The sequence below is a fragment of the Salegentibacter lacus genome (assembly GCF_020164555.1).
GTDB lineage: Bacteria > Bacteroidota > Bacteroidia > Flavobacteriales > Flavobacteriaceae > Salegentibacter > Salegentibacter lacus.
Genome location: NZ_JAIQZB010000001.1, coordinates 294,732 through 318,551 on the forward strand (window position 1 = coordinate 294,732; position 23,820 = coordinate 318,551).

A 23,820-nucleotide genomic window follows, 5' to 3' on the forward strand; every position below is an offset into this window, starting at 1 on the left:
AACAATACTACTCTATCTCAAATACTGATATTCCGCAACCGGAATATCAAAAAAAAGCTGACTCATTTTATAATCTACTGCATTTCAATACTTTTCCATATATTTATACATCTCCAGGTCATCATTAATTGCTTAAAAACATATGAAAAAGCTGCTGACACTGGTTATCTTTTCCCTGGCTATTTCCTCCGGCTTTTCTCAAAGTGCCCAGGTCAAAAATAGTACCCCGAAAGCTGCACTCGAAATGAGCACCAAATATTCCGAAAAAGCCTTATGGTTTAGGAGCAAGGATCATTATAATGCGGACAGTTCTCTTTATTACACAGATAAAGCTCTTGAAGTATTGGATGACAAGGAGCCTCTTCATCAAACAGCCCTTAAAAGTTTACAATTAAAAAAAATGAGTGTTGGACAAGACCTTTCACCTGATCAAGTTTCTGCTTTGAGTAAAGCCTACCAGAACAAGGCATTGTGGTTTAAAGAAATGCCTCATTTTAATCGAGATAGTACTGTTTTTTATTTTGATATGGCTGCGCTACTACTCCAAAAAGTTAAGCCCTTACCATATGAAAGATTGGCTAATTTGTATCTGGATATAACTGATAGAGCGAATAGGTCTCATAACTTTAATGTGGTGGATTCGCTAGCACCCATAGGTTGGGCCTATTACGAGAAAATCCCGGAAAGCAAGAGGGATAAAGTTTTAGGATATGATTTATTGATCAATTGGGCTTTGATAAAAATTATTAGAGGAGAACCAAAACCCGGCCTGGAGCTTTTTGTAAAAGCATTGGATTTGCTTAAAGATGATCTCCGACCTGAAATTCAGCTTAAGATATTGAAAGATAAGGGAAGGTTTTATTATCAGTATGGTTTGCCTGAAGAAGAAGAAATAGGCGTTCAGTATTTAAAGGAGAGTATGATTGGCTACCAAAAATCGGATTATCCGGAAAAGAATGAGTCCCTTGCAATGGCCTACAAGTTATTATCTTATCATTTTGGAGCTTCAAACCCCGATTCGACTGACTATTATATGAATAAATTTAAGGAGCTCTTGCCTCAACTCACAAATCCCTTTCACCATACCTGGTACTACTACTCGATGGGCAGTAATCTCATTAATAGGGAGAAATATGAAGAAGCAAAATCCTATCTGATAAAAACCATACAACTATTAGAGGAATATAACCTCACTACTATTGATACTTATCAATTTGCACATTCCCGCCTAGGGGACATTGCCAAAGCAGAAGGCAGGTACGATGAAGCAATCGCCTATTATGAAAAGGCCAGGAATTCCTCAATTGTAATTAATACCAAAGCAAATACGGTATATTTTATCAATAAATTATTTAGTGTTTATGAACTCATAGGAGATTACAAAAAAGCTCTTGAATACTATATTGAATGGTCAGAGGCTAACAATATTATCGAAGTAGAAAGAAACGAAAGAAGCCTTCGTGAAAGTGAATTACAGGTGGACTTGCTCAAACAAGATAAAAAACTCGCTGCTAACCGACAACGACAAACCGTTTATATTGTGGCCTTGATTATTGGTGCTTTATTGCTCGGATTACTATATCGTAATTATAGACTTAAACAAAGGAATAATCATAAACTAAAGATATTAAATGAGGAGTTAGCTCATAAAAATATATTGCTTGATAAGCACAATGCTGAAAACGAACTGCTTCTCAAAGAAATTCATCATCGGGTCAAAAACAATCTGGAGTTGGTTAAAAGTTTGATCTCGCTGCAATCTGCACAAATGGAAGACTCTGCCTCAAAAGACGCTATGATGGCCAGTCAAAACAGGGTACAATCCATGGGCATTATCCATCAAAAATTATATCAGGGGGAAAATTTAGGAAGTATAGAGATGAAGGATTATTTCCTGAATTTAGGCGAAGGCATACTGGACACCTTTGATGCTGAAGATAAAGTTAAAATTGAATGTGCCATGGACACCCTGGAACTGGATGTGGACACGGCGGTACCCATTGGATTAATTGTCAACGAACTGCTTACAAACGCCTTAAAATATGCATTTCCTGAAAACAGAAATGGAACTATTCAAATAAGTTTATCACAAGCAACCCCTAAAACCTTATCGTTAAAAGTAACTGACAATGGTGTAGGCAAAGATGCCAGTGCTGCCCCCAAAGGAACCGGTTTTGGCTCTCAATTAATTCAGTTATTGACACAACAACTCAATGGCACGATGACCGAAAACAACGAAAACGGCACTATGGTGAGCTTTAACTTTAAAATAGAAACCGCAGCCTGATGGAACATCCCGTGAAAACCCTGATGATGGAAGGTGAAATGATAATTGGCGCCGATGAAGGTGCATTAAACAGCAAATAAGTAATTTCTATAACGGGATATGATTTTTATAATCTCGCTTTCTTTTTAAAGAATTCTCACGTATTCATCTATTCTATAGTTGACTTCAAAGATTTTATTTTCAAATCACAAAATATAGGATTCCGTTTTTAACCATTTATTGCTATATTTAACTATTCAAAAACAGATACTGATGACCAAGAGGTGATTTCAAACACCGAGAATTTGACCAAATATATTGCAAAAGAAAACTGTACAACGTATAGTAAACCAGATATTGAATCGACCGCCGAAAGAAACCTTGAAACCGGTAAAAATTATTTTGTAGAGGATAGTAATAAATACAATTATTTCTATGAGATCACTTTTCAAAACGGTGAAAATTTATTCGTAAAGAAAGAATGCTTAGAAAGAAAATAATGATGAGAAATCCGTATCGTTTTGAAGCGGCCAACGAACTAAGAGGTGTCGTTTCTGAAAACAACTATAAAAAATACATTCCTTTCCTGGTATTCTGATTAAGACTTAAATTATTGAGAATATTTTTAATTTCTTTATATTTAAACTGAATCTGATTCTTTTGCTAGGCTTTAGGTCCTATTCTTCGGAACTTTTTTTGGTAAAAGTCTACGTTTGTAATAATTATGGAGTTTAGAGTTGATCCCGATACCTGGTTTGTTTTTAGCATTTTTTTTATTAGCGGATTGGGCCTGTTCATAGTAGGCTTTATAGCTATTCCTTATATCCTGCGGAAAAAACAAATCGAGCGTCTACAATTCAAATTTGATAGAAAGAGTGATCGCTTTGAAAAAGTAGAAAAGAAAATTTCACACCGCAGGGAAACTCAATTGGAAAAGAACAATCAGAAGTTAAAATCTGATTTAAAGGTATCTCTCAGAGAAATAGTAAAAAACAACCGACACCAATTTGAGACACTTACTTTCTTTTCGGACTTCGAAAAAATATATCCTAATTTCACTTTATCTCTTCAGAAAATTATTCCAAATATCACATCGAATGAACTAAAGTTATGCGCTCTTTTAAGAATGAATTTGAGTGCAAAAGAAGTGAGTGAGCTTTTAAACATCACTCCGGATAGTGTGAATAAGGCACGTTATAGATTAAGGAAAAAAATAGGCTTACAAGCTAAAGATGATTTAGATCTTTTCCTTTTAAACATATCAAATTCAAGCCATTAAAATACTGTCCATTATTTGTCCATTACCATTTGTATGAAATAAGGAGAACTCCTCAGTATGTTTGTTCAAAACAAAAACGATGAGATTTTTCGAAATTATTTTACTGGTAATTGCTACCACTTTCCCAATTCTATTTTTATTTAAGTTCAGGATTCCAAAGAGGAAAGCTTTTGCCATATTAATAGGAATTATTTTCGTTTTACATTTAGTATTAGAAGGAGTCAGGTGGCAAATGTCTCCGGGATATGTAATGATTCTTGGAGTTCTTTTTCTGCTTTGGAAACAACCGATAAAGGTAAATATGAATTTATTGGTGAAGATATTTATTGCCACCGGCTTTGGAATTATTTTAATGCTGGGTTGGTTCTTACCTATTATTTTACCGGTTTTTAAATTACCAACGCCCACCGGCAACCTTGAGATTGGCTCAAAGTATATTCATATAAAAACCGATAGACCCGAATTAATTACCCTGGATAAAGATGATAAAAGGGAATTAATGATTAAAGCCTGGTATCCAGCCCAGATTGCTGATGAAAATTTGGAAAATTACCTTGATAAAGGAAGCAGACTTGGTTTTGCAGACAAATATGGTTTACCCGGATGGTCTATGAATTATTTAGACCTTATTGAAACCAATACTTATAAAAGTCCGAAAGTTGCAGATGGTAAATTTCCGGTATTAATTTTTTCACACGGCCATTATTCTAAAGCCTTTGGTTATTATGCACTTATTGAAGAAATAGTGAGCCAGGGCTATATTGTTTTAAACATCAATCACACTTATGAAAGTACAGGCTCTATATTTCCAGACGGAGATTTAAGGCTTTATAATACCACTTATGACAGCTTAAATAATAACCAGGAAATGGCAGAAATGGCCTGGAATGCCACCCAGGAATTTAAGCGAGCTGAAAGTGCTAAAGAAGAATTTAAAGCAATTAAAGACTTAATGGAGAATTACATTGCCACTGAAAGTATTAAAAGATGGAGTAAGGATATTTCCTCGGTAATAGATCATTTAGAAAATGAAGAGAATTTCTCATTTTTAACTAGTCATATTATTAAATCCAAAATTGGTGTTTTCGGACACTCACACGGAGGAGCTGCAGCAGGTCAGGTTTTACTTGAAGACAAACGAGTTAAAGCGGCATTAAATATTGATGGCACTCAATGGGGAACTATGGTGAATAGCACACTAGATAAACCTTTTGCTTATATATCTTCAGACTGGCCCGAGGAGCAACCAAATTTTAATAAACATGCATTTCGGAATAAAAGTAAAACCGACTTTTATAATATTGAAATTGAAAATTCCGGACATTCTAATTTTATGGATATTCCATTAATGGTCAATTTTGCTGCAGTTAATGAAGCAGGAAGTATTGATCCACTCAAAGCTTATAAAGTTGCAAACTCACTTATAATTCAGTTTTTCGATAAATACCTTTTGAATAAGTCGATAGACATCTTAGAGATGGAAAACGAGTACGAGTTTACTGGAATTAAAATCGAATCGGGATTTTAAATTCAGTATTTCCAGAATCACTAATTGCGAGTGTTTAGAAATAAGAAGTGGATATCTGATTCTTATTACATTCAAAAAAACCTGCAACTTTTAAGGTTGCAGGTTTTTTTAAACTAAGAGAGCTCAATTTACTTCAGCATCTCGTATAATTTTTCTGAAGCTTTCTCGGAAGATGCAGGATTTTGTCCTGTAATTAAATTTCCATCTTCAAGCACATAAACTTCCCAGTCGCCAGACTTAGAATAAATGCCTCCATTTTCTTTCAGCATATCTTCAACTAAAAATGGAACAACATCGGTTAACTGCACAGCCTCCTCTTCAGTATTGGTGAAGCCGGTTACTTTTTTTCCTTTCACTAAGGGTTCCCCATTTTCATTTTTTACATTTTTAAGGGCTGCTGGGGCATGGCATACCAACCCGATTGGTTTTTTTTGCCTGTTAAACGACTCTATCAAAGCTATAGAAGTTTTATCTTCTGCAAGATCCCATAGCGGGCCGTGACCTCCGGGGTAGAATACGGCGTCAAATTCTTCCGCCTTAATTGTATCTAACTTTAAGGTGTTTTCAATCACTTTTTGAGTTTCAGCATCTTTATAGTAGCGTTTGGTATCCTCGGTTTGTGCATCTTCACTTTCGCTATTTGGATCAATAGGGGCTTTACCTCCTTTAGGTGTCGCTACCGTAATGTCAACTCCTTTATCCACCAGGTTGTAATAAGGTGCTGCGAATTCTTCGATCCAAAATCCTGTTTTTTCTCCTGTATCCCCCAATTTATCGTGAGAGGTTAATACAAATAGTACTTTCATATCTTCCTTAATTTTTAATTATAAAATTTATTAGTCACGGACTGCTTTTTCAATCGGAGTCTCACCATCCAGAATTTCAAAAATCCGATTTTGCTTTACATCATCGTCCAGAACTTCAACAAGCGTACGAGCCACATTTGCCCTGGAGATACTTTCTTGTTTATCTAATTTTTCCTTTAGCTGAATTTTTCCGGAACCATCTTCATCTGTAAGCGCACCAGGTCTAACAATAGTAAAATCTAATCCGCTATTTTTTAGATAATCATCTGCATTTCCTTTTGCTCTTAGATAATCTCCAAGCTCTTCACTAATTCCGGGATTATCAGCGCCCATTGAGCTAAGCATAACAAACTTCTTAACTTCTGCATTCTTAGCTGCGTCAGTGAATCTTTTTGCTCCTTCCTGATCTACTTCAACCACTTTTTTCCCACCAGAACCGGCAGCAAAAATCACTTTATCGGCGCCTTTTACAGCCTGATTTAAATCTTCTTCTAAATCGCCCAAAACGGCGGTTACATTTTCTTTTTCAAAATGATCTTTTTGCTCTGGTTTTCTTACCATAGCAATGGGTTGATATTTTTCGGATTTCTTTAATAAATCGATAATGATTCTTCCCGTGCTGCCGTTTGCACCGGCAACTAATACATGCTTCTTTTTACTCATAATCATTTTCTTTTTTTAGTTATAATATATAATCTATTGACCAGCTCTAAGAAGGTTTAGGATAAGCTTATGATTACTTTTCCTTGTGCTCTCCCGGTCGCCAGATACTCGTAAGCATCAACTCCATCTTCAAATGAATAAATAAGGTCTACAATTGGTTTGATATCTCCATCTTCTACCATTTTTTTGATCTCCTTCAACTGGGCAGCATTAGGCTGCATCCAGGTGTGTTTATAGGCTACCGATTTCTCTTCAATAAGATTAGATAATTGTTCGGGTAATTTATAATCTTTGATCCCCATTATTTTGGCAGATTCTTCGTCTGGTGGACCTACAATTGAAGTTACCGTTCCACCTTCTTTAATGATTTCAAAGGCATCAAAAGTATAGTCATCCCCCAAGGTGTCAAAAACAATATCCAGGTTATTGGCAACTTCCTTGTAATCTTCTTTTTTATAATCTATTACGCGGTCAGCTCCTAAAGCTTTTACCCAATCTACATTTTTAGTGCTGGTGGTGGTATAAACAATAGCTCCATTAGCTTTTGCATACTGAATAGCAAAACTACCTACACCCCCGGACCCGGCGTGAATAAGGATTCTGTCGTCTTTTTTTAAACCGGCTTTTTCTAAAGCCTGGATTGCGGTGATTCCTGTTAAAGGCAATCCTGAAGCTTCTTCAAAAGATATATTTTCCGGTTTTTTAGCAACCTTATCAGCATTAATGATAACAAACTCCGCCACGGTACCCATTTGTTCATGGGGTACCCTGGAATATATTTCATCACCAATTTCAAAATCACTAACATCAGCTCCTTTTTCCACAACCACCCCGCTTACATCAAAGCCTATGGTAGCCGACAACTTTAAAGAGACTAATTCTTTTAGGTGCCCTTCTGCCATTTTATAATCTATAGGATTTAATGAAGCAGCCTTCACTTCAACTAAAATTTCATTTGGCTTTACCGATGGTTTATCAATCTCATTGATAGATAAACTATCCTTAATTTCACCGTATTTTACTATCTGTAGTGCTTTCATATCTATTGTTTTTTTTAATTAAAAATTTATTAATCAGTAAGTTAAGGTATTATTGGTCATTTTTCCTGTCTGAAAGAATATCGATCCATTTATTCAGTGTATCCTTTAAGAGCATTACTTCTGTCAGTGTTACATCTTCCCTTAGCAAAGTATTTAGCAACTTCTCTGGAATTGGGAGCGCAGTGTTTCTTAGGGCCTTTCCTTTTTCCGTAAGTTGGATAAAGACACTTCTCTCATCTTTTTCAGAGCGGGTACGCCGCAGTAACTCCATTTTCTCCATTCGTTTAATAAGCGGAGATAAAGTATTGGTGTTTAATAATAATTTTTCACCAATCTGATTAACCGATAATTTATCATTTTCCCATAGTACCAATAAAACAAGGTATTGAGGATAAGTTAGACCCATCTCTTCCAGGAATGGTTTATAGGCTTTCGTAATTAGCCTGGAAACCGAATAAATAGGAAAGCAGATTTGATTGTTCAATTTTAATTGCTGATCGTCCATATTATTTATTTTTTTGAATTTCTCCAGGCTTCCCAAGAACCGGAAGACCACAGCGCCCATGCTATAAGTACTGGTTGAAAGAAAAGCCTTATTAATCTTGCTCTATCTGAATCTAAAGCTCCGAAGGCATCTTTTCCGTCTAAATACTGGGCGACATTACCGGGAAAAACAAGTATAAAGAAAATAGCTAGCGCCCAACCTATTACAACACGTTGCTTTTTCCAAAATAATAAAGCCAGTCCTAATGCCATTTCGACTATTCCAGACAAAACAACTACTAAATCTTTGCTTAAGGGAACCCAATCTGGAAACTGGGCCTGGAAGTCTACTCTATTAAAAGTTAAGTGACTGAAACCGGCATAAATCATGAATAGCGCCAGCAGAATTCTAAAGATGTTTTGTGCTAATGAAGTTTCAACCTCTCTTTTCATTACTTTTATTTATATCGTGCAAATTTATATCGTGTGCGATACAAATATAAATAATTTAATACTCTTACAAATGTTATTTGCAATAGTTTTAACTTATTGGTAATAGACTTATATATCCTACTAGAATTGATTTTAAGAGTTTAACGAACAAAAATGCAGGGAAATTGAGTTAGACTGGGACGAGCCCGATATTTCAATGTATATGAATCAAATTATGGAATCCAGGAAAAAATATTGCGGAATCTTTAGGAATTATTTTCAAACGGCACTTAAGGATAGTGATAGATTCACCTCGAATAACTGCAAGAAAAAATTGTAAAAAAAAAAGGCTTCACATTTCTGTGAAGCCTTGTCTTTGCTAGTAGCGGGAACTGGACTCGAACCAGTGACCTTCGGGTTATGAGCTGGAATTAGAGGAACAGCAAAATCCACCAAACACCGATAAATACTATGTTTTACAGTACTTTACATTTTTGTTGATATCAAAAAATAGCAGGTAAAATGGAATTATTCTGTACCTATTCTGTACCCTTTTTGAAAAAATAACCCTATATTTAAAACATTAAAAATTAGATGGTTATGACAAATATTCAAGTAGTCTTACGCCCCAACAAAATAAAGAAAAATGGCACTATTCCTCTTGCCTTAAGAATAAGTGAAAATTACAAGACCAATTATTATTTTTTGGGCCATTCGATTTTAGAGAAAGATTGGGATGAAACTTTGAAAAAAGTAAAAAAGACCCATCCAAACCATAAAAAGCTAAACTATTTTCTCAACAAGAAAATCACCGAAGCACAAGATTTGTATTTTCATTCAGAAGATGATTTGACGCCCAGACAGATTAAAAACAAACTCAAAGGGCCGGGTGGTTCTCAATCTTTCTTTGCAGTAGCGGCTGAACGTGTAAAGCAAAAATATGATAAAGGAACTTTTTCTGTCGCGAAATCTGAGCTGTCTATTCTCTATAATCTGGAAGAGTTTCTGAACCTCAAAACCAATCAAAAGAAAGATGCGGTTATTAAATCAATAAAAGAGCGAAGACGAATAAGAGTGAGTAAGACCAGAAAAGGTGAATATTCTTTTGAAGATGCCATTACCTATTTTAAGAGAAATACCCGACTGGAGTTTCGGGAAATGAATGAATCATTTCTAAATAAGTACAAAGCCTTCTGCTCCACTTACCTGGGACAAAAGACCCGAACCATCACAAACCAACTAATTTTTATTAGAACCCTCTTTAATGTTGCTATAAAAGACGGGATTGTTTCTCAAAAGTATTATCCTTTCGGGGGCGAAAAAGAAAAAATCAGAATTGGCTCAGGAAATAAAATTGGACTGACTGCTGAGGAAGTTACCAAAATAGAAAATCTTGCAGTGGAAAGTCATTCTTCGATATGGCACACCAGAAATATTTGGCTTGTTTCCTTCTACTTTGCAGGTATAAGAATTTCAGATGTTGTAGCCTTGAAGTGGACAGATGTAAAAGATGGTCGTCTGTACTATGTGATGAATAAGAATGAAAAACCATTGAGCTTTAAAGTCCCGGACAAAGCCAAAACTATCTTTAATCTCTACCTGATGGATAAGACGGAAAACAATGGCTATATTTTTCCATTTTTAAAAGATGCAGATCGACGGGATCCAAAAAGCGTATTTCTTAAAATGAGGAACGCTACCAAGGTTTTAAATAAATTTCTGAAACGAATAGCTGACGAGTGCGAAATAGACAAGAACCTCTCAAACCACATAGCCCGTCATACTTTTGGAAACATAGCCGGGGACAAAATTCACCCTCTCATGCTACAAAAGCTTTACCGACATAGTGACCTAAAAACCACGCTAAATTACCAAGCCAACTTTATTCATAGAGATGCAGATGATGCACTGGACAGTGTAATCAATTTTTGAATTCAAGATCTTTTAAGGGAAACTTACAAATTCTTTCTACAGGTGCCGTCTATTGGCAATTAACTGTTATTGCTTTTTATAGGATATGCTGTTGTGCATCGTTATTCTTCACCGACTTCATTACTATAGTCCAATAAATTCTCAAATCTTCTTAATAGAAATTTGTCCGTTAATTTACGAGAGATTTGTCTTTTCTTTCTTAATTTCTCAAGTGTTTCATTAGCTTTTGATCCTTCATTCTCTACAATTCTTGTGATGATTGGCGCAGCACCATTACTAAAAAAGACAGGTCTGTGAGCACTCCATTGTCCATAACTTCGTTCTCCGAGGTAAATCCTAACCAATTCACTCAAAATATCTTCGTAATAGTCCGAGGGGCAATAAGTTAGCCCTCCAATATCTTCGATTTTTGCACAAACTTTCTTTTGTGTGTTCCAATCACTACCCGTATCACTTAACTCCACTTTTAAATTACCAAAGAAGTCTTTTAATCTTACTTTTTTGAAGTAACCAAGAGCACCACAAGCGTGACTTATTTTTGCTGTCTTCACATCAATCCCCGACCTATCTAGCTTACTTTCTAAAATAGAAGCTATTTCTATAGTAACTGTTTTGTCGGTAATTGATTGGATATGCCTTAAAAGTTCTATACTATTCTCCCTGACTATATCGGGTTTCTCTTCATCTCTGGCGAAAGAAATCAATAATTCAGTAATTTCTTTTTTTCGTCCTTTTGGCGCACTTGTATAATCCGTTAGAAATTCTTCACTAACCGAAATGTTAGTATCACTTTCTACAAGTTCTCTTGCATCTGTAACTTTTAATAATTCTATAGGATCTTTCGAAAGAACTACATCGATTGATGTTTTAAAAATGTAAAAGCAATCCTCAAGTACTGCTTCGTATTCATCATCTTCGTGCTCTAGATCGCGTCTTATTTCATAACACCTGTGTATTCTTCTCCATTCCGGTCGCTTTAATATTCCCATACGATAAGCTAAATCTATCGTTTTAGAAACATTGTATTCTAATATATCTTCTTCCTTTTTGATTGAAGGAAGTTTATAATTAATTGCAGTCTCATTTGCTATATCAACACCCACTATTAAAATTTTCTCTTTCAAATCGTGTATTGCTGCATTAAATAATCTCTGACAGGCACTACTCGGGTCAATCGGCAAAAGTCTATTTACTCTCTGGATTAAATTTTTTCCTTTCCAGACGGGTCGAATTCCGTCAAGTAAATTTTGAATTCCACTTTTGCTTATTGGTTCTCCTGCAGGTATAATTTCATAATTTTCGCTCATAAGTTTTGTATTTTTCGATAATGATGCACAACGGTCCCGGTTACCGCAAGTTGCGGGAGTAAAAATCTGGATTTGTCGGATTAGCTAATTCAATAATTGGTATCTAAATAACCATTTTCAGCAAACTAGGTGAACCGTTGTTACCTTCTGGCTCATTTCGGTTGATTTCCATATTCTTCAAGTTTTAAATGTGGTAAATTCCCTAATTTATATTTAGGTGACATTAATTGTCCGATTACTTCCTCACGTTCAATGTTGAATAAATTAGAAATGTAATGATAATGTGGTTGGTTTTTTCCGAGCCATACTTCTTCTCCATTAAGACTTTTAAAATTCGTGAAAAAGCAATGCCAGTATTCACCATTTTCTATAAACTTAACTATTGTTACTACTCTATGCTTTATAGCTTGTTTTAATTGACCATCGCTTAGATCAGTTTTTCCAAATTTTCTTATTTCACCATTTTCAAGTAATTGATATGCGAATGGTTTTTCTGAATCCTTAAATCCTTTAGCTTGATGTTCTGAAGTGTATTGGCTTAATTTGAAATCATATTTTTCATAAGCTTCTAGAATAAATGACATTAAAATATCCGGTGTTAAAACTAAACCTTTAAGAAGTGCTTTTTGTTGCTTTTTCTTATTTGAATTAAGTAATTCAAATAATTTATTTGGAACTTTTATTCTTTTCCATTTTGCATATTGTCTTATCCAATCTTTATTAGCCTCAAAGAAGATTTTTTTACTTTTTTCTGATGGTTCTTTTATTCCTTTTAATTCTTCATAAGGAATTCCGCGCATAATCATTCTAGTGGAGATAAAAGAACTTTTATAATGTTCTACCGGATCTACATTTTCAAAATCTTCACCTTCTACAGATATAAATTTCTCTCCATTTTTTTTATTTGTTATTTCCGTGATTTTCATATGAGCTTGCAGGTAACGGTTTAGCTAGGAGCAGTAGCATCCTGGAGGGTGCTATTGCTTATAGGTTTTGGTAGCCACTTTTTTTATTCTATTCCCCATTTAATAATTTCATCAAAAGGAGATTCACCTTTTTCCTTGTAATATTCATAAATGTCATAGGCAATTTCAGGTTTTGTTTTCTTGAAAATCTGCTTCTCTAGTGCTTTGGAAGTTTTAGGTTGACCCTCTTTAATCGCTAAGATTTCTTCTTCTGACATTCCTGTTAAGTTTGCAATATCCTCATTTGGTATCAAGTCCTCTGTTTCTCCTTCAGATAAAGATCTTACTCCAATATCAATTAATTGCTGACGTAAATCTTCTTTTGGTAATGTTTTGTCAATTCCGTTATCATCACAAATTTTACGGTAAGACTTTTCCATATCAAAATAATCATCATCAACTATAGCTTTAACTGGTATATTATACTTCTTAAGAATTTCAATATAATTCCCAATGTTATCTTTCCCTCCAACACTACAAACTGAACAGTTGTTTTTGAAATAGTTTAAGTCCTTACCGTCTTCTGATTTAAGGTTTTCACTCAATTGACTAAATAATATTTTTTCAGTTTCTCCTTCTACCAAAACTACATTGGATGAAAAGAACATTTCTGCGTTCTCACTATTCAGGGAACGCTTTATTTTATTGTCTTCGTCAATATAATTTGACGGTAGTTGATGTATTATTGAACCTTCATTTGATTTTTCAATGCGAACAATACTTCTGGGGTCAAGTCCAGAGATAAAGATGGGCGAATGAGAAGAGACAATAACTTGACAGTCTGTTTCGCTAATTATCCTATCAATTAATTGACATAAGAATCTAATGCCTTGAGGGTGTATGAATAACTCAGGCTCTTCAATGCATAGGAGTTTTGATTTTGTTGCCTTATGTTTTAATGCTAATTCTAGCATCGCAATGATTATCGTGCTTTGTGTTCCAGTTCCCGTGTCCGATATATGGAAAAACTTATTATTCTCTTTTACAAAAAGCTCGAGATTTCTAAGTAGTTCACTTGGCTTATTTTCTTTGGTTAGTTGAAACTTGATATCCTCAATAAACGTGATGATTTGAGATGAATCTAAAATTTGAGTTTTTTCATTATTCAACATTTCTTCAATTAGAACATTAATCTGGTTCAATTGATTTTGTAATTCTTGATACCTAGGAGAAGATTCCAATATAGATTTCATTAATGTCCCAAAAGAAGTCCATTTAGATGCCGTCAAATCTTCTTTTGCGCTTCTATTTGGGAGAGCGACAACATTCTTTGCGAGTGAGCTCCGTAAGTCTGCCACTTTTTGATGAACAGGAAAACCCGCAACCCTAATCAGAAATTTATCAGCTATAGAGCCATCCAATTTTTGATTTATAGTTAGAGTAATTTGAGCTGACATTGGGTCTTTTTTAAACTTTCCAGCAAAGATTCCTTTGTTCTTTTTTGTGGTTGGCAAGTCCCAGACTTCATTCAGGTCATTAGTTACTAATGTAATCTCTATCAACAGCTCTTGACTTGTGTCAAAGTAGTAAGTTTCATCTAAATTCATATACCTAGGGTCTTTTGAACCTAGAATAAGATGAATTGCGTTTATGAGACTTGATTTTCCACTGTTATTTCTGCCTATAAGAGCGTACCTGCTTCCGTAAAGATTGAGCACTTGCTCATCCTTAAAGCTCTTGTAGTTTTTTACTCTTAGTTGATAGATTTTCATTTTACTTAATTGTGGCTAATCGTATAGATACAATTGCATTTATTCGGCATCTAATAATAAATCGTCCGTATATTGATTAACTTACTTTTTATTTCGTTTTGGTGGTTTTAAAGATGGTGTATTTCCGGGCGTATCTTTGTTATCTCTTGCTCGTCTATCAGGTTTTCCTGTTGATTTAGCAATCCTTTTTGGTCCTGGTTTAAGTGCCATAATTCTTGTTTTTAATAATTTATATATATTCTATAATCTTTTTCTAATTGTGGCTAACTCGTTATATCCCGCTTAATATAGCTTTTTTAAAATAAAAATCCTGGGATAAACTCACTTTAGCTAAATATAAAAAAATAAAATAAAAGGAGATTACGGAAACCCGTATAGAGTGGAAGTAGCGTTAAAATGTGGTAAGAGCGAAATTACTTTTCTAAATTCTTAAGGGAGAATTTAAAATCAAATAATTCTCGAGCTTGAATATCGAGGCCTTTTGCTAACTCAATAATCGTGGTAAGTGTAATATTTCTCTTTCCCTTTTCTATTTTGTTTAGATCAGCATAATCTATATCACATTTTTGCGATAAGGATCTAAAACTTAAATTTTTACTCTGCCGAATCTTTCCAAAATTAGCTCCAAATTTAAGTAAAAAGTCTTCTTTATAATCGTTATTCTGCATTGTAGCCCTATCTACAACTAAGGTGACTAAAAAATCTATAAATTATGTTGGAATATATTACAACATTAAATAATTATTTATATATTTACCTCATATTAATATATTTGCGAAACTTCTTTAAGTAAAATATTAGAAGCATTCGCTTTGAATCTTGTATCAGAAAACTGGTAATTTTAAGGAACGAGATGATAAGTGATAATGCTCACGACCCGGGCGTGGGCTTACTTGTCGTTCCATGGTATACCAGTACCTCTGATACAATAAGTAAAGTCCCATGCCCTCTCTTTTAGGGACTTCTTTTCAAAGCTACCTTCTCTTCATTCTTTATAGGAATTCGCTTAAGCTAAATCCATTTTAATTCTGGCGGTTTTTACCTCCACTTAAAAGCGACTGCTTATGTTACAGCGTATTTTTAAATTATTACAACAAGGACATCCTGATGCTTTGGAGTTTATATATAATAAGTACCACCGCAATATCTTCTGGGTAGGCAGGCAAATTCTGGATGATGATTTTGCTGTGGAAACCCTAGTACAGGATACTTTTCTCATATTATGGGAGAAAAGGGACCGGATAGAACGACCGGAACATATTTACTATTTCCTACGAATGGTAATGAAAAGGGAATGCTACACCTACTTCACTACCCCTAAAAATAAGTTTTTTAGAACCGTCAATTCCCTGGAAAGTTACGAGAACTACCAGGAATATTTGCACGGTTATGATCCTGAAAAAAAAGATCACCACCTACTTAGCCACGAAGCACAACAAAAAGCATTTGATAGGATAAGAAGGGTTTTTCCATTGCTAAGCACTGAAAGAAAGCGTCTTATAGAACTCTGTCTGAAGTATAATTTTCGCTATAAAATTATTGGCCAGGTAATGGGCAGCAGTATTATCCATACCAGCAACGAGGTAAAAAGGGCTATCGAGGATATTAAGAATATTATCCACCAAGGCAGTACGCTTGAAACAAAACCTAAACCACTGGTGGCAGTTAAGATTAAAGGTATGATGACCGAGGAACAGGAAAAGGTATTTCAACTGCGCTCGGAGAAGCAGTATTCTTTTGCTTCCATTGCAAAAGAGCTCAACCTTTCCCAAAAGGAGGTCCACCAGGAATTTATGGCCGCCTATAAACTGATGCAGCTAAAACACGAACAACAACAATCGGCTTAGTGATGGGACAGGATACACTAAAACTCACCCGAAAGATTCAACTATTGATCGATTTGCCTACTAAGGAGGAAAGAAAGGAGGCCCTGGATAAACTCTACCAGTGGCAAAATCGTTGCTTTAAAGCAGCAAACCTGATTGTTTCTCATCTCTACGTTCAGGAAATGATCCAGGAGTTCTTTTATTTATCGGAAGGGATAAAATACAAACTGGCAGATGAGAAGAAAAATGAAGATGGTATCTTGAATCGTTCCCGTATGAATACCACCTACAGGGTAGTATCCGATAGATATAAAGGAGAAATTCCTACCAACATTTTAGGCAACTTAAACAATACTATAATTAGTTCCTTTATTAAAAACAGGCAGGAATACTGGAAAGGAGAACGCTCTTTAATGAACTTCAGAAGGGATATGGCTTTTCCATTCGATATAGAAGGCATCAAAGGATTAACTTATAACGAAGAGAAAAAAGCCTTTTGCTTTCGCTTCTTTTCAATTCCCCTGAAGACCTACCTTGGAAAAGATTTTACTGATAAGCACAAATTAATGGAGCGGCTTGCAAAAGGAGAAATCAAGCTATGCGCTTCTCATATTCAATTGAAAAAGGGAAAAACCTATTTATTAGGTGTATTTGAAATCGAAAAAGAAAGACATACCCTTAAACCTAATGTGATTGCAGAGGCTTCTTTGTCCCTAGAATATCCTATAATCGCGAAAACTGGGAAGTCTAAACTAACTATTGGTAACCGGGAAGAGTTCCTATATCGGAGATTAGCCATACAGGCTGCCAGAAAAAGAGCACAGGATGGAGCGACATTTTCTAAATCGGGCAAAGGGCGCAAGCGAAAAACAAAAGCTGTCCAAAAGTTCTACGATTTGGAAAAGAATTATGTGAGTAATCGGCTGCACCTGTATAGTCGGAAATTAATTGATTTTTGCATTAAGCACCAGGTTGGCACGCTCATTTTATTAAATCAAGAAGAGAAAATTGAGATTGCTAAAGAGGAAGAATTTGTACTGCGAAACTGGAGCTATTATGAATTAATGACTAAAATAAAATACAAGGCCGAAAAAGCCGGTATTGAATTGATAACAGATTGAAATTTAATTTCGAGGGTGCTTGTACACCCGCAAGGTGAGGTTGAAAACTACACTCACTAAATGCGCTTAGCATATACAACGGCGTGGGCTTTCTTATATTAATTGTAAAATGCAATTCACCGCATGTATGAATGTGTTTTAGGATGCGGAATATTTAAAATTTTAACTTATTTAAATATAGAGTATGTCATTCTTTGATTAATAAATTTATTATTTTAATTCTTCAAGTAATCTATGAGGATCTAAATCATCAAACAACTCATCTTTGGAAAATTTAAGTGGGTCCAACCAATCAACTTTTTTGAAACCAAATGTTACAAGCTCCTTCATTTCCTCAGTCAGATTTTCATTCTCATCACACGCTTTCAAAAAAGTTCGAAGTTTATTGGACTCGTGCCAGAGATCTGATTTTTGCTTAATAATACGTAGTTTTTTAATTTCTTCTTTTTGCATTTTTTTTCTTTCTTCCTCTTTTTTCTCCTGAATAGCCCGCTCCTTTCTTCGCTTTGCACTTTCAACCTTCCATATTCTTTCCTCTTTAGCCGTTTTCTCTAGATAGGTAATGATAAGCGGTAATTTTTCAGCAAGTGACTTAGTAGGGGTTTCCTGCCATTCTTTTTTATTAGAATATTCTCCCGTGATCATACTCAAAAGTCCAATAGGAACTAATTTACTGGATCGATAACCTGATTTCTCAGTTTCATAAAGCCTCTTTGATCTTTCTCGCATTCGGATAGCGATTTCTATACCTTCAATAACAATGTAGGCCCGTTCATAACAGAATAAAAAATAATGTCCTCTTGTTTTCATCACTTTAATAAATGTATTTAGAAAACAAAGGGCTCTTTTATACGGCTTCTTCGAGGCACTAACCGAAATTCTTCCGTAGTCATACCTTTTCGTGTAATCCCAAATATTATTTACTACTGGATGTTTCTTCGGATTAACAGATAACATTTCCTGGATGATAGGATCTGGATTTTTTGGTAATCGGTTGGGAACTTCTAAATCGTATGACTTAGAATTAGAATCTATAGCTTTAAGTTTCCCGGCTGTTTTAAGCTTCTTTGAATTTTCTTTGGTTCTAAATATCAGGTGAATTTTTCCCGTATCATTATAGGCTTCAGGTAATTTCGGTTTATTTATCTCCTTACCAAATTTCCTTTTCATCCAATAGCCATTAGGTGGTAGAGGAATTTGATATTTCTTACAGAGATTTTTAAATTCAGGATAGGATATTAGATAGTTTTTGCAAAACCATAAAATACTCTTTTCCCAGCATAGGTTAAAGAATTCCTCTCTATCAAATTCAGTTTTCATTATAGTAAAATTATAAGTTGGACGGACTTCACCTGTAAATTTATAATGTTGTTATTAATTTTAAAATACGAAATTGAAGATGGAAAAAGAGTGGAATGTTTAGCGGCTATTTTAATACCCGTTCAGCCCATTCCCACTACATTTCGCAAAAGCTTCATTCCGGGAAAAGCGCTTCTCTACAAAGGTCTTGGACACCATCGAAGAAATTGCGACTTCCATTACGCTAACCCGATTAAAAATCGGATCGCTTCATTACAGTTCGAAATTTTTCGATGAAGTCCGCCAGATTGGGATTCAGATCATAGTTCTTCTTTCCCAACAAAATGGTGGTATTTCCTAATCCATATTGAAACATCATCCATAAGCCCCTCCCCTTTTTAAGATGCAAATAACAACATCCTTTCCTGGACAGCGGCATAAAGCCGATTCGGCTTTGCCTACTCTTTTTATACGCTTTACCAGGCCAGGATGTTGTAAAATAAATGCATCGAAAAAAGGTAATGTGAAGGCACTATAGGAAGTAAATCTACAAGGAAGCGGTAGCCTCCGTTCAAAACCTTAAAAAGTTTGAATCGAGTCTGGAGTCAAAATTCAAAAAAAGGAAAATGCTCTGGATATAATAAGTAAATCAGTTAAAAATTAATTCTATGATTAAGTTGTAGCCTTACCCAATTAATAATAAGAATGTAAATAGGGTACTTTTGAATAGAATCAAGGCTAGAAAAAATTATAGAGTATAGAAAACCCATCAGAATATGAAACTAATTGGTGGGTTCTATTAGTGTTTTGGTATTATTAAAACCGAAATAAATCACTCATTAAAAAGATTAGGGTTTTCCTCTACTTTTTCTAATATTTCGGGAGTATTAGTATTTATACCTCGTTTATATAGATCCCTGGTTACCGGATGTGCTTTAAAAGGCTCTCGCATAAAACTTGTTGCCAGCACTTCCTCAATTCCATTGTTGTTTAAATCTGGATCAAGCCACTCTCCTTCAAAATTACGATCTACGGCCAATGGCATTCTTTTCTTTTTATTATGGATTTCAGCAAAGAAATCATTCGCCTCCCTGGTAATTAAACTTACTGTCCAATAGCCCTCATCATAAGTATTATAGATTCCTGCAAAGCTAAAGAGTTTACGGTCTTCCAGATAACAATAATATGGCGTAGCCGGACCACTCATTTTTTCATAGTGAGGTTCAAAAAAACCATCAGCAAGAATTAAACAGCGACGATCCCTAACAGCTTCTTTATACATATTACTGGTTAAAAGTGTTTCTGCTTTCGCATTAAGCGTATTATATTTTTTTCGAAATTTCAAAATGTCGTCTGCCCACGGCGCAAGCAGCCCCCACTCCATCGGCAAAATAATATCCGGTTCGTCCATAGGAATACAAAACATATTAGGATGAGTAAATCCCGACAAATGATACCAGGGTTCATAAACTTCTGGGTATCGCATAACCGCACCGGTATGTTTCTCAATTGATTTTAATTTTTTGGACAGGCTGGTTTCGTAACACATAATTTTAAATTTGGATTATATCCATTTATATGGAATTTTACCTAATTTTGTTTTCCAATGTTTGCTTATGAAAATTTACAAAAAATATTCTTTACATAATCTTATAATGCCGCTTTCTACCAATGGAATCTCTGCGGGCTTTCCTTCCCCGGCGGATGATCATCTAGAGGATATTATAGATCTTAACCATCAACTGATCAAAAATAAAGAAGCCACTTTCTTTGGCCGGGCTGAAGGCGATAGTATGATTGGTGCCGGGATTGGTAATGGAGATCTCTTAGTAATCGATAAAAGTTTAAGACCCGAAAATGATAAGATCGCTGTATGTTTCTTAGACGGAGAATTTACTGTAAAGCGTATTAAAATTGAAAAGGATATTATCTGGCTGATAGCTGAAAATGAAAAGTATCAACCAATTAAAGTCACTAGCGAAAATGATTTTTTGATCTGGGGCATCGTTACTCACTGCATAAAAGACCTGTAATATGTTTGCCCTGGTAGATTGCAATAATTTCTATGCGAGTTGTGAACGAGTTTTTGATCCTTCCCTTCGGAATAAACCGGTGGTTGTGCTTAGCAATAATGATGGTTGTGTTATTGCGCGAAGTAATGAAGCTAAAGCAATGGGCATTCCTATGGGAGCCCCTGCTTTTCAACTTGAAAAGGATTTTGAAGCTAAAAGAATTTCCGTTTTCTCCAGTAATTATTCGCTTTATGGAGATATGAGCAATCGGGTAATGAATATCCTCTCTCAATTCACCCCTGATATTGAAATTTATTCTATTGATGAATCCTTTCTTAAGTTTACCGGGTTTGAATTATACGATCTGGAACGAATTGGCAAGGAGATGGTGGAAAGGGTGGCCAGGCAAACTGGTATTCCTATAAGTGTTGGACTCGCTCCCACCAAGGCCCTGGCAAAAATTGCTAATAAGATCGCCAAGAAATTTGCCGACCGTACCGGGGGTGTTTATGCCATTGATTCTGAAGAAAAGAGAGAAAAAGCATTGCGATGGACGAAAATTGGTGATGTATGGGGAATTGGCAGACAGCACGAAAAAAGATTGTTAAGCATTAATGTGAAGAACGCCTGGGATTTTATTCAGTTACCCAATGAATATGCCCTGAAAAAAATGAGTGTAGTGGGTTTAAGATTAAAACGAGATCTCTCAGGTGAAATTACGCTGGATTTTGAGGAAGTAAAGAATAAAAAAAACATCGCGGTTACCCGAAGCTTCGAGAAAATGTATAGTGAATTCGACGATCTTCGAGAGCGGGTAGCTACTTATGCAGCAAAAGCCGCAACAAAACTTCGCAAACAGGATTCAAATTGCACGCTGCTCTATGTATTTCTGATTACTAATCCTTTTAGAACCGACCTTAAGCAGTATCGCGCCAATATGGTGGTGAAACTTTCCACTCCAACCAATTCCACTATGGTATTAACAAAAGCTGCTTTATATGGGCTTAAAAAGATTTTCAAGCCCGGTTACCAGTATAAAAAAGCCGGAGTAATTATTATGGGAATTACACCAACTTCTCAGCGGCAGCTTTCCCTTTTTTCTGAAGAGGATCCCAGGCATCAGATGCTTATGAAAACCATAGACCGCCTGAACCAAACAGAAAACGGAAAAGTGAAATTTGCAGGTATGGATCTTGGTCGTACCTGGAAAATGAAACAGGAACGACTTTCAAATCGTTACACCAGCAGGATTGATGAGATTATTCGGGTTAGGTGTAAATAAGACAAGGAAATTTCAATTCTTTAAATTTATCGAGGATATTATGTGAGCAGCAGCCTTATAAACAATTATATATTATAAGCTTAGGAGAATGAAAACTCTTTGCCTAAAATTTAAATTGCACCCTTTTCCTTGTAGCAAAGTAAAAGCACACTTTTAAAAGTGGGACACAAAATTGCCTTTTATTTAAAAATCACAGCTTCATTACTTATGAATTTCGGATGATCTTCTGATAATGGTTGGGTGTAACCTTGGTTTTTTCTTTAAAGCTTTTTGAAAAATGCGGATAAGATTCAAACCCCATCTTATCAGAAATTTTGGCTAAACTAAGATCTGTAGTTTCAATAAGAAACTTACACTGTTTAATACGCTCCTTTGCGTGATATTGAAATGGGGTGCAGCCAAAAATCTCTTTAAAACCGGTTTTAATTTTATGTTCAGCTCCGCAAGTTGATCCAAAGGTTTTAAAGTTTCTTCCAGATGATGCATAATATAAATATGGATCTCATGGAATAGTTTCTGGTCCCATTTCGAATAGGTTTTAATTCCAGAATCCTTTGGTAATTCAGCGAAAAGATTTTTTGGAGTATCCAGGTGATAGGAAGTGACAGTAAATCTCGCCGCTCCTGTTCCCTTTAATCTGGAGACCACTGAAGGTAAACTGATCTTTAAATATTCATTAAATTGATATTCGAGGTTTAGGTTAAAAGATTGAGCGTTATTATCTAAAAAAAAGGATATTTTTTCCTGCCATTGCCCTTGTAATTTTCCTATCAATAATTCCTGAAATCCTTTACCTATTATTTTCGAGGATTTAACTTCCTCATTATCGGGATGCTTATAACTATAATCAATAACTTCCAGGTCTTTATTCAATAAAACACCGCTGATCCCATCACCACGATATCATTTTGAAGGTTAAGCCAGAGAAACTGGTCTCTTTTATTATGTCTTTTTTTGAGCAGCAATTGAAACTTTAAGTCTTATTTTCAGCCTCGGATGGTATTTCCCCGGTGATGGTTTAAGACTTATTTTATATGGCTGAAATGCGACTTTGGATTGCAGTTCCTTATGCGACGGCTTAAGGTTTTAAAAAGCAGCTTTAGATATTTTTGTAGATTTTTTAAAAATCAATTCTATCTGATGAGCTACTTTTTAATTTAACGATTACCAAACTATTTCCGGGTAATCATCATAATTTAATTGGTCTACTCTACAACCTAATTCCTTGGCCCTACTTACCATATCAGACTTCCACATCTTATAGGCTGGTGAGAATTGGGAATAAGCAATTAGTAAATCTGGTATTCCCCGAAATCTTCTTTTTCCCGGGGTCTTGCTCAAATATTCTATATTAATACCCTGCAGTACTAAAAAAACCAGGTCATTATGTATATCAATCTTTTGACCTATGAAAAGTTGAATTTGTTGTGCGCCCTGGGGATCATAATCAAATAAGGCTTTCCTACAATTATATTCCAGAATATAGAGGTTTGCCTGATCCAGGGCATCCAACACGACATAACCTGCATTATAACGAAGAACAGAAATCAAATAGAGTAAGTCTGTCCATAGGTATCTAAAGCCTAAGTATTCAACCTTATTTTCCGAATCGAAAATAAAATTTTCTTTCAACCTGGAATGCTGGAAAGCTTTTCGAACCTCATAAGCAAAGCCCATTATTATGTCTGACTGTCCTTTTTCTTCTTTTTTGTATTCATTTAGTCTTTCTCCTATTTTGTAGTATGCGTCCGTCTAAGTGCATCTTTACTGAGAACCATGTAGGTCATATTTTAGCGGTCTAAATATAATCAAAAATGACCCGATCTTCAATTGCCACAGAAATGCGTAAGCTGGTCACCAGCTTTTA

Annotated in this window: 24 protein-coding genes; 9 read left to right on the forward strand and 15 right to left on the reverse strand. The window is 35.2% G+C overall.

Annotation, left to right across the window (positions count from 1 at the left end; translation table 11 throughout):
• Positions 1 to 142: 142 nt before the first annotated feature.
• From LB465_RS01420 to LB465_RS01435, 4 genes are all read left to right on the forward strand, one after another.
• Complete coding sequence (locus LB465_RS01420; protein ID WP_224466147.1) at positions 143 to 2,287, forward strand: tetratricopeptide repeat-containing sensor histidine kinase; 2,145 nt, start codon at positions 143 to 145, stop codon at positions 2,285 to 2,287.
• Between the two features lie 284 nt (positions 2,288 to 2,571).
• Positions 2,572 to 2,766 (forward strand): hypothetical protein, encoded by a 195-nt coding sequence (locus tag LB465_RS01425; protein WP_224466150.1) that lies wholly within the window; start codon positions 2,572 to 2,574, stop codon positions 2,764 to 2,766.
• A gap of 224 nt (positions 2,767 to 2,990) precedes the next feature.
• Positions 2,991 to 3,545 (forward strand): helix-turn-helix transcriptional regulator, encoded by a 555-nt coding sequence (locus LB465_RS01430; protein WP_224466151.1) that lies wholly within the window; start codon positions 2,991 to 2,993, stop codon positions 3,543 to 3,545.
• A 79-nt stretch (positions 3,546 to 3,624) separates the two neighbouring features.
• Positions 3,625 to 5,073 carry an alpha/beta hydrolase family protein gene (locus LB465_RS01435; RefSeq protein WP_224466153.1) on the forward strand — a complete coding sequence of 483 codons (1,449 nt, stop codon included), beginning with the start codon at positions 3,625 to 3,627 and terminating at the stop codon, positions 5,071 to 5,073.
• A 128-nt stretch (positions 5,074 to 5,201) separates the two neighbouring features.
• On the opposite strand, the gene LB465_RS01440 is transcribed toward LB465_RS01435, so the two are convergent.
• From LB465_RS01440 to LB465_RS01460, 5 genes are read right to left on the reverse strand one after another with little or no spacing between them, the layout of a single operon-like run.
• Positions 5,202 to 5,879, reverse strand: a complete 678-nt coding sequence (locus tag LB465_RS01440; protein WP_224466154.1) for a type 1 glutamine amidotransferase domain-containing protein — start codon at positions 5,877 to 5,879, stop codon at positions 5,202 to 5,204.
• Positions 5,880 to 5,909: 30 nt separating this feature from the next.
• The gene (locus tag LB465_RS01445; protein ID WP_224466156.1) at positions 5,910 to 6,542 is read right to left on the reverse strand and encodes an SDR family oxidoreductase; all 633 of its coding nucleotides are present in this window, start codon (positions 6,540 to 6,542) and stop codon (positions 5,910 to 5,912) included.
• Positions 6,543 to 6,598: 56 nt separating this feature from the next.
• Positions 6,599 to 7,582 (reverse strand): NADP-dependent oxidoreductase, encoded by a 984-nt coding sequence (locus tag LB465_RS01450; RefSeq protein ID WP_224466158.1) that lies wholly within the window; start codon positions 7,580 to 7,582, stop codon positions 6,599 to 6,601.
• Between the two features lie 49 nt (positions 7,583 to 7,631).
• Positions 7,632 to 8,087, reverse strand: coding sequence for a MarR family winged helix-turn-helix transcriptional regulator (locus LB465_RS01455; RefSeq protein ID WP_224466159.1), 456 nt, complete (start codon positions 8,085 to 8,087; stop codon positions 7,632 to 7,634).
• Between the two features lie 5 nt (positions 8,088 to 8,092).
• Entirely contained in the window at positions 8,093 to 8,518 is a 426-nt protein-coding gene (locus tag LB465_RS01460; RefSeq protein ID WP_224466161.1) for a DoxX family protein, read from the reverse strand.
• A gap of 579 nt (positions 8,519 to 9,097) precedes the next feature.
• Here LB465_RS01460 and LB465_RS01465 point away from each other — a divergent pair.
• Positions 9,098 to 10,429, forward strand: a complete 1,332-nt coding sequence (locus LB465_RS01465; protein WP_224466163.1) for a tyrosine-type recombinase/integrase — start codon at positions 9,098 to 9,100, stop codon at positions 10,427 to 10,429.
• A 101-nt stretch (positions 10,430 to 10,530) separates the two neighbouring features.
• Here the strand turns inward: LB465_RS01465 and LB465_RS01470 are convergent, their stop codons facing one another.
• The 5 genes from LB465_RS01470 to LB465_RS01485 form a co-directional block, all read right to left on the reverse strand.
• Complete coding sequence (locus LB465_RS01470; RefSeq protein WP_224466165.1) at positions 10,531 to 11,736, reverse strand: hypothetical protein; 1,206 nt, start codon at positions 11,734 to 11,736, stop codon at positions 10,531 to 10,533.
• Positions 11,737 to 11,888: 152 nt separating this feature from the next.
• The gene (locus LB465_RS01475) at positions 11,889 to 12,662 is read right to left on the reverse strand and encodes a hypothetical protein (protein ID WP_224466166.1); all 774 of its coding nucleotides are present in this window, start codon (positions 12,660 to 12,662) and stop codon (positions 11,889 to 11,891) included.
• 83 nt (positions 12,663 to 12,745) lie between these two features.
• Positions 12,746 to 14,413 carry an ATP-dependent nuclease gene (locus LB465_RS01480; protein ID WP_224466167.1) on the reverse strand — a complete coding sequence of 556 codons (1,668 nt, stop codon included), beginning with the start codon at positions 14,411 to 14,413 and terminating at the stop codon, positions 12,746 to 12,748.
• Positions 14,414 to 14,494: 81 nt separating this feature from the next.
• A complete protein-coding gene (locus tag LB465_RS18345) occupies positions 14,495 to 14,623 on the reverse strand; it encodes a hypothetical protein (protein WP_262902881.1) in 129 nt (42 codons plus the stop codon).
• A gap of 203 nt (positions 14,624 to 14,826) precedes the next feature.
• A complete protein-coding gene (locus LB465_RS01485) occupies positions 14,827 to 15,081 on the reverse strand; it encodes a helix-turn-helix domain-containing protein (protein ID WP_224466168.1) in 255 nt (84 codons plus the stop codon).
• A gap of 396 nt (positions 15,082 to 15,477) precedes the next feature.
• Between LB465_RS01485 and LB465_RS01490 the strand changes: the two genes are divergently transcribed.
• A complete protein-coding gene (locus tag LB465_RS01490) occupies positions 15,478 to 16,260 on the forward strand; it encodes an RNA polymerase sigma factor (protein ID WP_224466170.1) in 783 nt (260 codons plus the stop codon).
• Between the two features lie 2 nt (positions 16,261 to 16,262).
• A complete protein-coding gene (locus LB465_RS01495) occupies positions 16,263 to 17,360 on the forward strand; it encodes a hypothetical protein (protein ID WP_224466172.1) in 1,098 nt (365 codons plus the stop codon).
• A gap of 210 nt (positions 17,361 to 17,570) precedes the next feature.
• Here the strand turns inward: LB465_RS01495 and LB465_RS01500 are convergent, their stop codons facing one another.
• Both LB465_RS01500 and LB465_RS01505 read right to left on the reverse strand, forming a co-directional pair.
• A complete protein-coding gene (locus LB465_RS01500; RefSeq protein ID WP_224466173.1) occupies positions 17,571 to 18,680 on the reverse strand; it encodes a hypothetical protein in 1,110 nt (369 codons plus the stop codon).
• Between the two features lie 811 nt (positions 18,681 to 19,491).
• Positions 19,492 to 20,208 carry an SOS response-associated peptidase gene (locus tag LB465_RS01505; RefSeq protein ID WP_224466175.1) on the reverse strand — a complete coding sequence of 239 codons (717 nt, stop codon included), beginning with the start codon at positions 20,206 to 20,208 and terminating at the stop codon, positions 19,492 to 19,494.
• Between the two features lie 67 nt (positions 20,209 to 20,275).
• Between LB465_RS01505 and LB465_RS01510 the strand changes: the two genes are divergently transcribed.
• Complete coding sequence (locus LB465_RS01510; RefSeq protein ID WP_224466177.1) at positions 20,276 to 20,692, forward strand: LexA family protein; 417 nt, start codon at positions 20,276 to 20,278, stop codon at positions 20,690 to 20,692.
• Between the two features lies 1 nt (position 20,693).
• Complete coding sequence (locus LB465_RS01515; protein ID WP_224466179.1) at positions 20,694 to 21,953, forward strand: Y-family DNA polymerase; 1,260 nt, start codon at positions 20,694 to 20,696, stop codon at positions 21,951 to 21,953.
• A gap of 205 nt (positions 21,954 to 22,158) precedes the next feature.
• On the opposite strand, the gene LB465_RS18465 is transcribed toward LB465_RS01515, so the two are convergent.
• The 3 genes from LB465_RS18465 to LB465_RS01530 form a co-directional block, all read right to left on the reverse strand.
• A complete protein-coding gene (locus LB465_RS18465) occupies positions 22,159 to 22,359 on the reverse strand; it encodes a helix-turn-helix domain-containing protein (protein ID WP_224466199.1) in 201 nt (66 codons plus the stop codon).
• Entirely contained in the window at positions 22,272 to 22,826 is a 555-nt protein-coding gene (locus tag LB465_RS01525) for a hypothetical protein (RefSeq protein ID WP_224466181.1), read from the reverse strand. Before LB465_RS01525 ends, LB465_RS18465 begins: the two co-directional genes overlap by 88 nt.
• 291 nt (positions 22,827 to 23,117) lie before the next feature.
• Entirely contained in the window at positions 23,118 to 23,687 is a 570-nt protein-coding gene (locus tag LB465_RS01530; RefSeq protein WP_394370916.1) for a DUF6904 family protein, read from the reverse strand.
• Positions 23,688 to 23,820 lie beyond the last annotated feature (133 nt).

Coding starts and splice junctions, on each gene's coding strand:
- LB465_RS01420 (WP_224466147.1), top strand. CDS start 143: ATGAAAAAGCTGCTGACACTGGTTATCTTTTCCCTGGCTATTTCCTCC.
- LB465_RS01430 (WP_224466151.1), top strand. CDS start 2,991: ATGGAGTTTAGAGTTGATCCCGATACCTGGTTTGTTTTTAGCATTTTT.
- LB465_RS01435 (WP_224466153.1), top strand. CDS start 3,625: ATGAGATTTTTCGAAATTATTTTACTGGTAATTGCTACCACTTTCCCA.
- LB465_RS01440 (WP_224466154.1), bottom strand. CDS start 5,879: ATGAAAGTACTATTTGTATTAACCTCTCACGATAAATTGGGGGATACA.
- LB465_RS01445 (WP_224466156.1), bottom strand. CDS start 6,542: ATGAGTAAAAAGAAGCATGTATTAGTTGCCGGTGCAAACGGCAGCACG.
- LB465_RS01450 (WP_224466158.1), bottom strand. CDS start 7,582: ATGAAAGCACTACAGATAGTAAAATACGGTGAAATTAAGGATAGTTTA.
- LB465_RS01455 (WP_224466159.1), bottom strand. CDS start 8,087: ATGGACGATCAGCAATTAAAATTGAACAATCAAATCTGCTTTCCTATT.
- LB465_RS01460 (WP_224466161.1), bottom strand. CDS start 8,518: ATGAAAAGAGAGGTTGAAACTTCATTAGCACAAAACATCTTTAGAATT.
- LB465_RS01465 (WP_224466163.1), top strand. CDS start 9,098: ATGACAAATATTCAAGTAGTCTTACGCCCCAACAAAATAAAGAAAAAT.
- LB465_RS01470 (WP_224466165.1), bottom strand. CDS start 11,736: ATGAGCGAAAATTATGAAATTATACCTGCAGGAGAACCAATAAGCAAA.
- LB465_RS01475 (WP_224466166.1), bottom strand. CDS start 12,662: ATGAAAATCACGGAAATAACAAATAAAAAAAATGGAGAGAAATTTATA.
- LB465_RS01480 (WP_224466167.1), bottom strand. CDS start 14,413: ATGAAAATCTATCAACTAAGAGTAAAAAACTACAAGAGCTTTAAGGAT.
- LB465_RS18345 (WP_262902881.1), bottom strand. CDS start 14,623: ATGGCACTTAAACCAGGACCAAAAAGGATTGCTAAATCAACAGGAAAA.
- LB465_RS01485 (WP_224466168.1), bottom strand. CDS start 15,081: ATGCAGAATAACGATTATAAAGAAGACTTTTTACTTAAATTTGGAGCT.
- LB465_RS01490 (WP_224466170.1), top strand. CDS start 15,478: ATGTTACAGCGTATTTTTAAATTATTACAACAAGGACATCCTGATGCT.
- LB465_RS01495 (WP_224466172.1), top strand. CDS start 16,263: ATGGGACAGGATACACTAAAACTCACCCGAAAGATTCAACTATTGATC.
- LB465_RS01500 (WP_224466173.1), bottom strand. CDS start 18,680: ATGAAAACTGAATTTGATAGAGAGGAATTCTTTAACCTATGCTGGGAA.
- LB465_RS01505 (WP_224466175.1), bottom strand. CDS start 20,208: ATGTGTTACGAAACCAGCCTGTCCAAAAAATTAAAATCAATTGAGAAA.
- LB465_RS01510 (WP_224466177.1), top strand. CDS start 20,276: ATGAAAATTTACAAAAAATATTCTTTACATAATCTTATAATGCCGCTT.
- LB465_RS01515 (WP_224466179.1), top strand. CDS start 20,694: ATGTTTGCCCTGGTAGATTGCAATAATTTCTATGCGAGTTGTGAACGA.